Below are 14,476 nucleotides of genomic sequence, written 5' to 3' on the forward strand. Positions count from 1 at the left end.
TGCGTATCTATCGTTTCATTTCAGGTAGAAGGAGACTCCGACTTCGCCTCTTCCATCTCCCGCGCCCCCTCACTCGTGCTTTTGGAGGTGCTGGGATGGATTTTAAGATCCGGCGATTCGACTTTTCCGGACGTATTCCCTTTTTTGAAAGTCAGCGTTTTTATGATGTACCGGGATAACCATGAGAAATCTATTTTTTCTTTTCGGCTTCCCGGCACAAAAAATTTAAAAAATTCGTCTTCATCGATTTCCCGGTTGGGGGTCATGGGCCGCAATTCCGCGAGACACCGGTTCATGCAATTGGCGCCCACGTAGGTTTTGCAGAACAACTCGCCCCAGGTGGTGAGGTAGATGGCGGTGGTGCTGGTGATGCGCTCCAGCTTCCGGTTCATGAACCCTGCGTATTCCTTGGGAGTCTTGCAGTCGTGCAGATTGCCGATCATCACTTCCCGGGGAATGGGGTTTCCGAAATCCACAATCATGAACAACTGCCGCAACCGGGCGTTGGTCAACAGGTCTTCGTTGGGGATCGAGGCCACTGAAACCTGCGACATGAAAGAGGACAGGTCTTCAAGCAATATTTTCAGATCCTGGTCCTTGATCGATTGCTGTTCCGCGCGCAAAAGCAGTACGGTGTCTTTGCGGAACAGGCTGTTGAAACAGGTGAAGGCGACAAGAAACTGAAGGGAGTACGCTTTTTTCAGAATCTGTTCCTTGGGAATGTGCTCCAGGAAAGCCAGGGTTTTTCCGCGGATCAGGTACCATTCGCCTTTGTCTTTTGGATTCACCCGGTGAATCATGAAGGTAAGTTCCTTTTCGCCCGTTTCACCATCCACCAGCGCAAACAGGTTTTCCACTTTGTTCTGGCTGGGGCGGTAGAAACTGAACAACTTGCGTCCGAGGAGATGCGTATCGCGTTCCGAGATCAGGCTTTCTTCACCGGAGGCCTTGTTGGCTTCGGAGATGTTTTTGTAGCTGGCCATCAGGATTTTGTTGATGCGGTTTCCCAGCGCGACCTTGTCCAGCATTTGCCAGGAAAAGTAGGCGTTGACCGATTCCAGCTTGGCGGGTTCCCAGTCCCAGGAATTGTACATGTTGATGAGGGTGCGTTTGCGCGGATCGGGACTGCCTTTCACCAGCTCTTCTCCGGTGACCTTGGTGCCGACTTTGAGCACGAAGGAGGTTTTCAGGGCGTCCAGCGCGTTTTCATCTTTATGTTCCTTGAAGAAACGTTCCACTCGCTCGTACATGGCGACGTAGGTGTCGATGTCGTCGAACAACGTGCCGCCGAAAACCTTTTTCTTGATTTCATGGCAGAGCAGGTTGAACCGGGTCTGGCCGAACATGTATTCCTCCAGAAGCCCCATTTTCAGCAAGGTCTTGAAAGGGGCTTTGAAGGATTTGATCAGAGCCCAGATGGAACCGCCGAAAAACTCTCCCTGAGAAATGTCGTCCACGTTGCCGATATCGACAAACGCGTCGGGGTCCAGCAGGGTTTGGCGGGTGCGGAGTAGATGCAGGTAGTTTTCATACTGATCGTCATCGGTTTGAAGCGGAACGATCCACCAGAAGGGAAGCTTGCCGGTGGTGACGACGGCGGTGCGGTACATTTCCTCCTTAAGCAGTTTGGCCTGGGCGGATCCGGTGCTTTCCGTATCGCTCTCACCGAAGATATTGTTTTTGACTTCCTGAATATCGTTGATGAAAAAGTGGACTTCCAGGTTGAACTCGTCCCATGCCCACTTCTCGATGAGGTTGAGTTTCTGCTTGAACAGGCCCAGCCGCTCCGGTGACACGCTGTGCTTGTTGACCAGCAGGGTGTAGTCGAGGTCGGATTTGCGGCTCTGCGCGATCGAGCCGCAACTGCCCATCAAAAGAATCGTGTGGATGAAGGGTTCGACTTCCTCATTACCGCGGAAGATAGCGTCGGGAAACAGGGTTTCCGCGGCAAGCTGGATGCGGTGATCGAGCTGAAAGTGATGGATGCCGCAAGGCACATCGCCTTTGACATAACCGGGGAGTCCTTCCTGATTGATGTGCAGAAGCCGGGGGATGATGGTGAATACATGCCGGTCCACGTGAAACAGGGGTTGCTGGATACGGTTGATGTTGTTCTGGTTGTACCGCAGAAAAATCTGCCGGTTATTGAAAAGCTCTTCGGCGATGTTTTCCGGCTTATCCGCCATAAACGTCCCCCCCCCTGATCGCTGACGATCCAATGGGCTCAAAATTCAATTATAAATTGCGTGCCCGCAAATGAGAACGGGTTTTTGCCCGGCTCGGCGATTCCGGCAAATATCAATGACTCTCGTTGTGTGGAAACCCGTTCAGGTTTTCTGTACCGGCTCTCCGTTCCTGCCTTGTTTTTTGCGTCCGTTTTCTTCCTTCAAAACTTCTTTGTCTTTCAGGATTTTGATTTCCACCCGCCGGTTCATGGCCCGATTGGAATCGGTATTGTTGGGTTTGAGCGGACGAAACTCGCCATAACCGGAAACGACGATCAGTTCCGAAGGAAATTTGAGTTCTTCGATGATATAGCGGGCCACCCGCGCGGCACGCGAGGTGGAAAGCTCCCAGTTGGAGGGAAACGCCTCGGTGCTGATGGGAACGTCGTCCGTATGTCCTTCCACGTGGATCTGCTTGACTCCCTGCTTCAGGTCTTCCTGGATGGCCTGAAAGATGGTCTCCTCGGCCCCCGGAATCAAGGTCGCCTTGCCCGGAGAGAACAGTTCTTCGGACTTGAGCCGGATCAGTTTGGTCTTCACATCACCGCGCACCAGTTCTTCCGGATCCACGTTGTCCTTCACCAGCTCGCGCACGCGTTCCAGCATTTTGATTTCCTGATGGGACAGGCGGACGTTCTGCGAGGTGACCCGGACTTCTTTTTCCTGAAATGACGAGATGGCTTCCACGAATTTGTTTTCGTCGATATTGGACATGGTGAACAGCATGACGAAAATCGCCAGGAGCAGGGTGATCATGTCGCTGTACGTCACCAGAAATCCTTCCATCGACACAAACGCCGTACGGAAAGAAGAGCGGTGCTCGTGGGCGATTTGCCCTTCCAACTGCCTGGAGACCTGTTTTTCCTCCAGGGTCTGAACTTTGCTTTCGAGCTCCTCGTTGTAATCCTTGGTCTGGTCCAGCTCGATCACCAGCCGTTCCTTTTCGTGGAGCAGTTCGTTGAGCTCCATGCGCAGTTCAAATATGATTTCCGCCGGCAGTTTTCCGTCTTCCCGGTCCTGTGTCGCATCTTTGATGATGCGCTCCAGCTTTTCAATTTTGGTTTCCTTGTCGGAGATTTCCTTTTCAAGTTGCTGGTAGGAGGGGCCCGCTTTCTGGTCGAGTTCTTTTTTGAGGCGGATGACTTCGTCTTTCAGGGTTTTCACCCTGTCCAGTTCCTTGCGGGTTCTTTTGACTTCCTTGATGAGCAGGGACTTGTCGTTGCTGACTTTTTTGAGTTCCTCACGGGTTTCCTTGAAAAGGCCCCGCAGGCTTTGCAGGCTGTTTTTGGTATCTTCTAATTCCTTGAGGATTTTGGGGTCGATGACTTCATTTTCGAGTTCGGCATCGATCTCTCCTTCTTCCGTTTCGTCACCCGTTTTTTCGTTCCCCTGGCCGCTTGTGCGCTTGGACATGCGGGCCGCCCACACCGCTTCCCTCGCCTCCTTGACTTCCTCCTCTTTTTGCTTGATGAGACTCAATAATTCATTGACTTTTTCTTTGTTTAAGACGGTAATGTTGTTCATTTTGTCAGAGAGCCGGGACGTTTCTCTGACCTGCTTTCTCAGCTCCTGATTCTTGATTTTGAGCTGTTCTTTTAAATGCTGAACGGAATTTTCTTGAGTCATGGTTCCCTACCCGGATTTCCTATCGGCTAGAATACCCTAAATTCTTATAAAAAAATCATTATAGGGATTTGACCGTCCACAAGAAAAGTATAAGGGGAGGTCCCCTGTGCACAAGGGGAAATGAGACATCCATCGATCTGAGGACCGACCGGAGCATCCGCCAAACCGGCGCGGAGGGGGCATGGAGAGTCAACCTAAATTATTGAAAAATAAGCTATACTGGGTCGGAATCCTGTACTTCGCGGAAGGATTTCCGCTGGGTGTGTTTTACGACGTCTTTCCCGTTCATCTGCGCCAGCAGGGGGTGGACCTGTGGCAGATCGGGTTCATGAGCCTGCTGGGCCTCGCGTGGACGCTCAAATTTCTATGGGCGCCCGCGGTCGATTACCTGCGCCATCACCGCCGCTGGATTTTTTTGATGGACGTGCTGATGGGCGGCGTCATGCTGGTGTTTGCGGTTCTTTTGGACTTCGGCCCGTGGGTGTGGCTGGCCATCGGGTTGTTCACCATATTTTCCGCGACCAGCGACGTGGCCATCGATGCCTACACCATCGAGATGCTCGACAAGGATGAACTGGGCCTTGCCAACGGCATCCGCAATGGCATGTACCGGGTGGGCATGCTGGCGTCGGGTTTCATCCTGGTGCTGGCGGACTGGTTGTCGTGGAGCGCCACGTATCTGGCCGGCGCTCTCATTTTATTTGCCTGCGGCACGGTGTGCCTGCTGGCTCCCCCCGAACTGGCATACAAAACACGGTCAGACCGCTCTCTTCTCGGCGAATTTCGCCTGATCGCCCGCTATCCGTATGCGCTGGCTTTGCTTTTCGTGCTGGCGTTGATGGGCTTCGGCCTGGTGGACACCAGGCTCGATGTGTCCGATGGGCGGCCTTACCTGTGGCCCGCCCTGATGGCGGCCGGCTTTCTGGTGGTGGCGGCCAGTCATTACTGGACGGGCCGCGTGCGGGCTCAGGGCAACAACAATTCCATGCGCGATGAGTTGAACGAGGGGCCGATGTTTGGTGCCTTCTTCGAGCTGATCCAGCGGCCGTACATCATTCCCGTCATCGTCTTCATCCTGATTTACAAACTGGCTGACACCTCCATGGGCTTCATGGTGAAGCCGTTCTGGGTGGACTCCGGTTTTTCGGCGACGGAGATCGGCCTGGTGTCGGTCAACATCGGCCTGGGGCTGTCCATCGCCGGTGGGCTTGTGGGCGGGTGGTTTACCGACCGCTTTGGCATTTTTAAAGGCATCTGGGTACTGGGGCTTTTGCAGGCACTGTCGAACCTCGGTTACGCGGGAGTGGCCGCAGTCCTGCCACCGCCGCAGGAGGGGGTGCCGATGGCGATGGAGTTCAAGGCCATGATGTACAGCGCGAGTGTGCTGGAATCGTTCACCGGCGGGTTGGGGTCGGCGGCGTTCCTCGCCTTTCTCATGGCGATCGTCAACAAAAAGCGGTCGGCCTCGGAATACGCTTTGCTTTCTTCGATCTTCGCGTTTAGCCGGTCGGTGGCGGGCTGGGCCGGCGGATTCGGCGCCGAGGCAATGGGCTACGCACCGTATTTCACGCTGACTTTTTTTCTCGCATTTCCGGCATATCTGTTTCTCCCTTGGGTGAAGCGCATGCTGGAGGCCCAACGGGGGTGGAACGCTGACACGGCAAGCGGGGGAAGCGCGCAACAATGAACACGGTTTATATTTACTGCCATGGATTCGCCTCCAGCCCCGGTTCCAAAAAAGCCGTCGCCTTTGCTCAACGGTTCCAGGAACTGGGAAAAGAGTTGATTGTGCCTGACCTCGAGGACGGGGATTTCCGAAATATTACCCTTTCCAGGCAGGTTGAAAAAATTAGGTCAGTAATCGATACTTTCTCGAGTTCTCGGGTGGGTATCATTGGCAGTAGCATGGGAGGCTATCTGGCATCGCTTGTGGCTCAATCTCGACAAGAGGTTAAGGGACTCTACCTGATGTGTCCGGGCTTTCATTTTCTGAAGCGCTGGAAGGAGAGGGTGGGCCGGGACCACCCGGAGTCTGAGGGGCTACCGAAAACAATTCAGGTATACCATTATCGGTACGCACGCGAAATGGAGTTGAGTACAGCCCTTTTTGAAGACGCCCGTGCCTGGGATGCCCTGCCGCTGGACCGCGCTTTGCCGATACGGATCGTCCACGGCGTGCACGACGATACTGTGCCGGTAACCCAGTCCCGCGAGTTTGCCGCATCCCGCCCTTGGGTTACACTAAAAGAACTGGACTCCGATCACGGCCTGCTGTCACACATGGACTGGATCGTGAACGACTGCTTGGAATTTTTCACCCGGGAAGGCCTGTAAAAATATGGGACGAAATGCGACCGGTGTTACGGGAAACCTGGGGAAAATAAAAAAAGCCTTTCTTGCCATCCAGCAAGCTCATTCCGGCCAGACCCGAAAAGGAAGCGAGAGGGAGTTGTTCTACCACCACCCCCGCCGCGTATGTAAGGCTTACCTTCGATTCCGATATAAAACCCTGGAAGGCGCACAGGCCGCGCTGTGCCATGACCTGGTGGAAGACACCTGGGTTGGACTGGAGGACATCGAATCCTGGTTCGGTCCGGAAGTGCGACGGTTGGTGAAAGACCTGACCAAACCCGACGGGGTGTCCCATCTCGATTACCTGAAGGATTTTGTAAACTGGCCGCTCGATTCGAAAAAAATCAAAGTGTGCGATATTGAAGACAATGTCATCAGCTCCCGGTCGATTGGGGCCGAAACGAGGCAGGCGATGATGATCAAGTGGCAGAGGTATCTGGTGGCTCTGACGCCGGAAAAACATCCGGCCGATGAGGCCGTGAAGGAATATGCGCTGAAATGGGACCGGGTGCTGGCTTTGATGGAGCAGGAATGGCGCATGCTCCCCCGGAACCACATTGAGATCTGATATGGCGGACAACAATAAAACGAAAAAAGGGTTCCGGCGCTACACCATCCTCGTGGTGGACGACGACCCTTCCATCGTGACCCTGGTCAAACAACTGGTGGATCAGGAAAAATACAAGGTCATTTCCACCGATGATGGCGAGTCCGCGGAAGCCATCATCCGCTCGCGTTGCCCCGACCTGGTTCTGCTCGACATCAACATCCCCGGCAAGAACGGTTTGGAGGTGTGCCGGAGTCTGCGCGGGGACAAGGAAACACAAAACCTGCCCATCATCATTCTCTCCGGCCGGACGGAGCAGGTGGATCGCAACCTGGGTTTGGAGTTCGGCGCGGACGATTACATAACCAAACCGTTCAATTCGCAGGAACTTTTATTGCGTGTCAATAATGTCCTGAAAAGGGTGTATGGTTCGCAAGCCCGAAATGACTCATTGACCCATGGAGTGCTGACGGTGGACTTCGGCAAGCATGAAGTGCAGGTGAAAAATAAAACCATTCAGTTAACCCTTACCGAATTCAAACTTCTTTCTTCCTTGTTAGATAATCTGGGGCAGGTAAAAACCCGGGACTACCTGATGGAGCACGTCTGGGAAAGTGGTGAAGGTGTCTTTTCCCGAACCATAGACACTCACATTCAACGTTTACGGAATAAGCTGGAGGAGGCGGGGCAGTACATTGAAACCATTCGGGGAGTGGGGTACCGCTTTAAAACTTGAGGCTTGCAAAGCCTTGCAAACCTTTTTGGTTGGGGATGGATCGATTTTAAGAAATATTGGAAAAGCTATATTGATAGGCCGATTTGTAACATAATTGTTGCATTGTCTTCATCATATTTTGACCAATTTTTTCAATAATAGGAGCTGAGGATAAACACATGGAGGTTTCCGATGATTGAAAAAATTGGCAAGGACAATCCGAGTATCGAGGATCCCAATCAGCCCAAAACGGTGGGTGGCCGTCTTCGCTACTGGCGCAAGCTGTCTTCGCTCCGGTTGGTGGACCTGGCCGCGACCATCAATGTCTCACAGGGATCTTTATCGGATCTGGAAAACGACAAGTCTCTTCCTTCCGCCACCACCCTCACCGGGTTGTGCCGTAAAACCGATGTCAACATCTGCTGGCTGTTGACCGGGGAAGGCGACATGATCAAGGAAAAGGATGCGGTGGACAAGGATGTCTCTGCGTTCAAGGAAGTCGTTCGTTTGATGAGCGACACCGACTTCAAACGCACGGTACACCGTTTGGTCAAAATCTTTGAACGAGGCACTCCGACCCAGAAGGCCCAGATTAAAGGCTTTATGGCCGGAGTGGAGACGGATTGAGACGACCCGGGGTGGGTCGATGTGTCAGGTTCCGACCTGATCGTCTTCTGCCCGGACCCACCCCCCGGACTCATCTGGCAGGGTCAGGCGGTACCACCCGCTTTCTTCCTCCGTAATTCTTCCGATCGCACCTTCATGGAGCCGGAAAAGCACGGGCTTTTCCGATCCCTTCTCCGCATGCACGGCAACGTCCTTTGCCAGCACCACTCCATACCGGTTCCCGGCATCGTAAGCGAACCGGGCCAGCGTGGACACCAGCACCAGCCCAAATAAACCGAGAGCCATGTTGCGCGCCAGCCGCGTGGCGTATGACGGATGGAGGATCAACACACTCCACGCCAGCCACAGAACAAGGTTCACTCCAATCAGGGTCCCGATGTGCTCTTCCAGAGTCACGTCCTCCAACCAGAAAAAAAGTGTCGTCCATACGTTGGGAAACCGCCAGTCCGTCTGGTCCACGGTTTTTTGCAGGGCGAAAAGCAGGTTGGCTTCCACTTTTTCTTCACGCGGCAGACGCTTTTGCGCCTTCAGGAAATGGAGGACGGCTTTGCCGATCTCACCGGCGCGGTGGCAGGCGTTGCCCAGGTTGTAATGCAGGTAACCGTTATCGAATCCGGATTCGAGCACGGACTCATAGGCATCGATGGCCTCTTCATATTTCTGTTCCGCATACAGGCGATTGGCTGATGCAATGCGTTCCTGGATCTCATCGGCAAAGACATCGCCCGGTGTGCAGGTGATGGCAAAAAGCAGAATAAAAAACCGGATCGCGGATTGAGGAATGCGCATCACGCCTCCTCCAGTTTTTCGAGCAGGCGGCGGGACTCGTCAAACAGCGCCTGGGTGTCGGCCTGTCCCGCGGCGTATTGCAGGGACTCGTATTTCTCCAGCAGATCGCGTGTCTCGACGATGTGTTCTTCGCGGAATTCCCGTTGCCTCAACTGGTCTTCCACTTCGCGCGAGGTGAAGGCGGTGCCGTTCAGGTTCAACCGGTCGCCGATGTAGGTACGGACGATCTGCGACAACTCCCGCACCGTCTCCCTGTCGTCGCCATTCTTCTCTGAGGCCAATCGGTTCAAACGTTTTTCCGCCTGCCGGAACGCGTCCAACCTCCGTTTGTAAGCGGTGTCGAATTTCATTCGCTGGTTCCTGCGCCGGATCTTGACAAAAATCAAAAAGCACGCGGGCGGCACGAGCAATGCCACGGCCGCGGTCATCCAGAACAGGGGGCCGCGGACCGGGTTGGTGAAATCCTCCTTCACCGTATGCAGGGGATTGATGTCTTCGGTTATCTTTTGCCGCAGAGTGCCGGATTGTGATCGTTCCGTCTGCGGCTCCACGGCATTCAAATTCGACCCGGTTTCCGCCGGAGTCACCTGCACTGTTTGCGGTTCGGTTTCAATCGTGCGGTAGGTGTGGACGCGTGGGTCGAAAAAATTCAGCGTGACCGAAGGAAACGTCAACGTTCCCGCTTTCAACGGCACCAGCGCATACTTGAACACCTTTTTGCCTGCCACCGTTTTGCCGCCGCCGGTGCGCGTGAACTCCGGCTGGTCCGCGTACACTTTGAAATCTCCACCGGTCTCAGGCAGTTCAAACACCGCATCCTGCGGGTTGCCCTCTCCCGTCACGGTGATAGTGAGGGTCATGGTGTCGCCCTGGGCCAACTGCATACGGCTGAATTCGGTTTCCAGTTTGAACTGCCCCACCAGGTTGGAAAACGGTTCCGGCCGGCTTTTCTCCGGAAGCGGCAACACCTCCAGTTCGATGGGCTGGGTGCGCAGAATCTTGTGTTTCAATTTAAACTGATTGTGAAAAAACGGACTCTGGAAAAAAGGGTCGTCGAAAAAAGGATCTCCCGACCGCCGCCCGTTCGAGGATGTTTGTTCGACGACATCCAGCTCGATCAAAGCCGATGGAATGATTTCCTTGCCTGCTTTCAAAGGATAAATTCCGGTGTTCCATTCATACACGTCATAACGGATGCCGTTCAGCACGCGGCTGTATTGCTTGGGTGGTCCCAGCTCTTCCTTGCGAAAATCATCGAGAGGCAAATCGACCTTCACATTGCGCACGCTTGTCTTGCGGTACACCTTCAACGTGACGGGCAACAGTTCGTTAACGTATGGTTGATGCGTCGGCACAGTCGCTTCCGCGAACACGGCGCGGTCGCCCTGTTCCGGGACGGGGCCTTTACGCACGGTGATGGGGATGGGCGCGGTGATGTAGGGGTTGCCGTCGATCTCGAATTTGAAGGGACCAATGGTGAAGTCGCCGGGCTGTTTCGGAATCAACTGGTAATGGAACGTCGTCGAAGCGGTGCGTTGGCCGTTGATGATTTGAAGAGACGAGGCGCGGCCGCCGGTACGGACCGAAAAGGCAGGCAGGGCCGGAGGCTCCGGTTGCGGTGCATCCTGCGTGCCTTCCACCACCACTTCCACATCCAACACGTCTTCCAGCGTGATCTCGGTGTTGTTCACCGATGCGCTCACGCGGATATCCTTCCCCCAGGACGGAGCGGGGAGCAACAGCACGATCCATGCAAACAGAAAAAAAGGGAATAAAGTTTTCATCGGCGATGTGGCGTTATTCCCGCACATGTTTCCATCACCAGTCCTTTCCCTGATCCTTGAACAGGTCCTGCATCTCGCCCTGCATCTGGCGGCGTTTGAATTTTTTGAGATCCTCGTTCAACGATCCCAATAACCGCTCGGCGTCTTCCCGGGACAGGGGAGCCGCCTCTTTCAACAATGCGTTCATTTTTTTCTGTTCGGGAGAAGAAGGAGCAGGCGGGGTTTCTTCAGCCATCTGTTCCTGCGGCTCTTCCTGCTTTTTGTTTTCTTCGGGATTCGGCTCGGTGGTCTGATTCTCTTCTGCCGGTTCGGGTTGCTCGTTATCCTCGCCGTGCCCCGTGGGTTCCGGTTCAGAAGCGTCGGGCGGCGCCTGCTTTTGTCCTGTTCCGGATTGCGGTTTCACCTTATCCATCTTGCGCGGCAGAACCTGTCCGGAGGCGATGGCCTGCTCCAGTTGCCGCTTGGCGTATTCATAATTGAACTTGCTGTCCTCGTCCTTGGGATTGAGCTCCAGCGCTTTTTTGTAGGACTCCATCGCCCGGTCCAGCGCTCCCAGGCGGAACCAGGCATTGCCCTGATTGTAATATGTTTTCTGCTTGATCTCCGGCGGACTGTCGCCGGAGAGCACCTTGCCATAATCCTCGATCGCCGCCTCGTAACGGCCCAGCCGGTACTTGGCATTGCCCGCGTTGTAACGCACAGTGGGATTGTCCGGGTCTTCCACCTCCGCCTCGTTGAACTTCTGTGCGGCCTTGTCGAAATGCTCTTCGTTGTAATGCGCGATGCCTTCGCGCGCGGATTCCGGCAGGTCTTCGGCGAAAGCGGACAGGACGCACACCCCGAACAGGCTCGCAAAAACCGTCATGAGGATGGAATGTAGAAGAAGCTTTCGCATGATCCAGCCAGTTTAGCACGCTCCCTTAGAGGGGGCGCGGAACGAAAAAAGGGATTCCCCACCGGGAATCCCTTTTCTATATTCAAACCGCCGTGGAGAAACCGAGGCCTCAGCGCCGGTCCCCCATGATGCGGAGAAGCATCAGGAACAGGTTGATGAAGTCCAGGTACAACTTGAGAGCACCCTGGATGGCTTCCTTCGTGTCCTCGTCGGTGCCTTCGTTTCCGAGAATGTTCATCTGTTTGATCATCTGCGTGTCGTACGCCGTGAGGCCGACAAAGATCAACACGCCCGCGTAGGTGACCACCCAGTAAACGGCTTCATTCTGTAGAAAGATGTTCACTACTGAGGCGATGATGATGCCGATGAGGCCCATGAACAGGAAACTGCCCCACGAGGTGAGGTCCTTCTTCGTCGTGTAGCCGTAAAAACTCATGGCGCCGAAAGTGCCCGCCGTCACCAGAAAGGTGGAGGTGATCGACGCCGCGGTGTACACGATGAAAATGGACGAGAAGGTCAGCCCCGTCAGGCCGGCGTACAGGATGAATACACCCGTTGCCTGGCTCGCGGACATTTTCATGACCGAGGACGCGAGGTAAAAGACCAGGCCGATCTGGGCGATGATCAAAACGATCGGAACGATGGGATTCCCGAAAATGAGTTTCATCAGTGGCTCGGTGTTGGCCACCAGCCAGGCCACGCCACCGGTCATGGCCAGACCCGCCGTCATCCAGTTATAGACCCGGACCATGAACCGCTGTTGTTCGGCGGCAATGGCATCCTGACTCATGTATGAGGTCCGATTGGGCTGCATTATAAACTCCTTGAATTATTTATGGTATCTGCCCAATACCAGCAGATTCGATATTATATAAGACGCGGCCCATGCCGCGTCAAGCAGGGTTTTTTCTCCCACCATTATCTCATTTTTCGCGCACCAGGCGCTCGCCCAAAAGACATACCAGTCCCAGCGCGACGAACCATTGAAACCGCTCCTGCCAGCGTTTTCGCCGGGTGGTGCGCAGTTCCTTCTTTTCGACCCGCTGTTTGATGTCTTCCAGGTAGATTTTGTTCAGGTCCATGTCACCCAGCACCGAGCGCACGTAACTGCCGCCGGTGGAAAGAGCGACCTGTTGCAGGACGGCTTCGTTCAAGCGGGTGAGGATGATTTCTCCCTTCTGGTCGCGCTTGAATCCGCGCTGGCGTTCGGGATCGGGAATGGGTGCACCTTCTTCCGCGCCGATGCCGATGACGAACACCTTCACGCCCTGTTCGTTGGCGTACTGCGCCGCAGCGAGGGCGTCGCCTTCGTGGTCCTCGCCGTCAGTGATGAGGAGGATGGCTTTCGATTTTTTTTCCACCTGGCTGAAAGCATTGACCGCCGTACGGATGGCGTGGCCGATGGCCGTTCCCTGTGTTGGAATGAGGTCCGTGCCGAGTGCATTCAAAAACATTTTGGCGGCGTTGTAGTCGAGGGTCAGCGGACATTGCAGAAAGCTGGAGCCCGCAAACGCAACCAGGCCGATGCGGTCGCCTTCCAGCAGGTCGATCAGGTCGGTGACCTCGTGTTTCGCCCGTTCCAGCCGGTTGGGTGGGATGTCGGTGGCCAGCATACTCTGCGACACGTCCACGGCGACGATGATGTCCACGCCTTCCTGTTTCAGATCCTCCCACTCGTATCCCCAGCGCGGCTGGGCCAGTGCCAGGATGAAGAAGAAAGTGGTGAGCACAATCAAAGTCGCCTTCTTCCTTTGCTTTTCCCAGACGTGTGGCGAAACCAGGCGGCTGAGCAGGGAAGGGGAGGCGAACCGCGCCGCCTGTTCGCGCTTGCGTTTTCCCGACCACATGAAGAAACCAATCAGGAGCGCCAGCGCCATCAGCAACAGCAGGTATTCCGGCTGACCGAAACGCATGTTAAGGAATCCTCCTCAGCCGGGTTTGCGTCAACAGGATTTCCGTCATCAACAACAGCAGTCCGGGAATCAGGAAGTAAGGAAACAGCTCCTTGTGTTCCGAGTGGTCGATCCACTTCACCTCGGATTTCTCCAACTGATCGATCTGCGCGTAAATCTGCTTTAAGGAATCCGTGTCCGTGGCGCGGAAATACTTGCCGTTGGTGATAGCGGAGATTTCTTTCAGCGATTCCTCATCCATCTCCACATCCTGCATGACCAATTGACGTCCCAGGAAACTGTCAAACACAAACGGGACTTTGCCGCGTGTGCCGACGCCGACGGTGTAGATTTTGATACCGAAGGTGGCGGCGATCTCCGCCGCCTGCCGGGGCGGGATGCTTCCGGCGTTGTTGCGTCCGTCAGTGAGCAGGATGATGACTTTCGATTTGGATTCCAGATCCTTGAGCCGTTTGACGGCGATGGCAATGGCGGAGCCGATGGCGGTGGAGTCGCCCGCCACGCCGATATCGAGCCGTTTCAAAAATTCCTGCAGGATGTTGTGGTCGAGCGTCAGCGGACACTGTGTGAACGCTTCATTGCCGAACACCACCATGCCGATGCGGTCGAACTCGCGTCCGTCGATGAACTCACTCACCACGTCTTTGACGATGGTCAGGCGGTCCACCGGCTGGTCCTTTTTCTTGAAGTCCATCGCCTGCATGCTTCCCGAGGTGTCGAGCGCCAGCATGATGTCCACGCCGTGAGTCAGGATCTCCGTGCTTTTGCGTCCCTCCTGCGGGCGGGCGAGGGCAGTGACGATCAGTATCACCGCCAGGCATCGCAGGATCAACGGTGCCTGCGCCATGAACGAAACGTGGGAGGGAAGGATACGTTTCAGGGTGTGGAGGGATGAAAAGTGGAATGCCGCCGGCCGGTTCCGCCGGTGCTGGTACAGCATCCACGGAATCGTCAGCAACAGCAGGAACAGCCACGGGTTTGCAAACTGAAAATAAGTCATGGC

General features: G+C 54.9%; 13 protein-coding genes. 5 read left to right on the forward strand and 8 right to left on the reverse strand.

From position 1 onward, the window contains the following. Positions 1-20: 20 nt before the first annotated feature. Together J2S31_RS06880 and J2S31_RS06885 are read right to left on the reverse strand one after the other, a co-directional pair. The gene (locus J2S31_RS06880) at positions 21-2,186 is read right to left on the reverse strand and encodes a class I adenylate cyclase (RefSeq protein ID WP_237098342.1); all 2,166 of its coding nucleotides are present in this window, start codon (positions 2,184-2,186) and stop codon (positions 21-23) included. Between the two features lie 141 nt (positions 2,187-2,327). Further along, on the reverse strand, positions 2,328-3,851 hold the full coding sequence (locus J2S31_RS06885; protein WP_237098343.1) for an OmpA family protein: 1,524 nt from the start codon (positions 3,849-3,851) through the stop codon (positions 2,328-2,330). Positions 3,852-4,032: 181 nt separating this feature from the next. On the opposite strand from J2S31_RS06885, the gene J2S31_RS06890 reads away from it, so the two are divergent. The 5 genes from J2S31_RS06890 to J2S31_RS06910 all read left to right on the forward strand — a co-directional run bounded on the left by J2S31_RS06890 (position 4,033) and on the right by J2S31_RS06910 (position 8,092). Further along, the gene (locus J2S31_RS06890) at positions 4,033-5,538 is read left to right on the forward strand and encodes an MFS transporter (RefSeq protein ID WP_237098344.1); all 1,506 of its coding nucleotides are present in this window, start codon (positions 4,033-4,035) and stop codon (positions 5,536-5,538) included. Then, positions 5,535-6,185: a YqiA/YcfP family alpha/beta fold hydrolase gene (locus tag J2S31_RS06895; protein ID WP_237098345.1), complete on the forward strand. Its 651-nt coding sequence runs from the start codon at positions 5,535-5,537 to the stop codon at positions 6,183-6,185. The genes J2S31_RS06890 and J2S31_RS06895 overlap by 4 nt, the downstream gene beginning before the upstream one ends. A gap of 4 nt (positions 6,186-6,189) precedes the next feature. Continuing rightward, complete coding sequence (locus J2S31_RS06900) at positions 6,190-6,771, forward strand: HD domain-containing protein (protein WP_237098346.1); 582 nt, start codon at positions 6,190-6,192, stop codon at positions 6,769-6,771. 1 nt (position 6,772) lies between these two features. Next, positions 6,773-7,486: a response regulator transcription factor gene (locus tag J2S31_RS06905; protein ID WP_237098347.1), complete on the forward strand. Its 714-nt coding sequence runs from the start codon at positions 6,773-6,775 to the stop codon at positions 7,484-7,486. Between the two features lie 171 nt (positions 7,487-7,657). Then, positions 7,658-8,092 (forward strand): helix-turn-helix domain-containing protein, encoded by a 435-nt coding sequence (locus tag J2S31_RS06910; protein WP_237098348.1) that lies wholly within the window; start codon positions 7,658-7,660, stop codon positions 8,090-8,092. Positions 8,093-8,116: 24 nt separating this feature from the next. On the opposite strand, the gene J2S31_RS06915 is transcribed toward J2S31_RS06910, so the two are convergent. The 6 genes from J2S31_RS06915 to J2S31_RS06940 form a co-directional block, all read right to left on the reverse strand. Further along, the gene (locus J2S31_RS06915; RefSeq protein WP_237098349.1) at positions 8,117-8,881 is read right to left on the reverse strand and encodes a hypothetical protein; all 765 of its coding nucleotides are present in this window, start codon (positions 8,879-8,881) and stop codon (positions 8,117-8,119) included. Then, positions 8,881-10,584, reverse strand: a complete 1,704-nt coding sequence (locus J2S31_RS06920) for a BatD family protein (protein ID WP_237098350.1) — start codon at positions 10,582-10,584, stop codon at positions 8,881-8,883. The genes J2S31_RS06915 and J2S31_RS06920 overlap by 1 nt, the downstream gene beginning before the upstream one ends. A gap of 115 nt (positions 10,585-10,699) precedes the next feature. Further along, positions 10,700-11,560 (reverse strand): tetratricopeptide repeat protein, encoded by an 861-nt coding sequence (locus J2S31_RS06925; RefSeq protein ID WP_237098351.1) that lies wholly within the window; start codon positions 11,558-11,560, stop codon positions 10,700-10,702. Positions 11,561-11,669: 109 nt separating this feature from the next. Beyond that, the gene (locus J2S31_RS06930; RefSeq protein ID WP_371831629.1) at positions 11,670-12,374 is read right to left on the reverse strand and encodes a Bax inhibitor-1/YccA family protein; all 705 of its coding nucleotides are present in this window, start codon (positions 12,372-12,374) and stop codon (positions 11,670-11,672) included. A gap of 109 nt (positions 12,375-12,483) precedes the next feature. Further along, positions 12,484-13,473 carry a VWA domain-containing protein gene (locus J2S31_RS06935; RefSeq protein WP_237098352.1) on the reverse strand — a complete coding sequence of 330 codons (990 nt, stop codon included), beginning with the start codon at positions 13,471-13,473 and terminating at the stop codon, positions 12,484-12,486. Between the two features lies 1 nt (position 13,474). Beyond that, entirely contained in the window at positions 13,475-14,473 is a 999-nt protein-coding gene (locus J2S31_RS06940; protein ID WP_237098353.1) for a vWA domain-containing protein, read from the reverse strand. Positions 14,474-14,476 lie beyond the last annotated feature (3 nt).

Origin of the sequence: Nitrospina gracilis Nb-211, from assembly GCF_021845525.1 — a bacterium.
Taxonomy (GTDB): domain Bacteria; phylum Nitrospinota; class Nitrospinia; order Nitrospinales; family Nitrospinaceae; genus Nitrospina; species Nitrospina gracilis_A.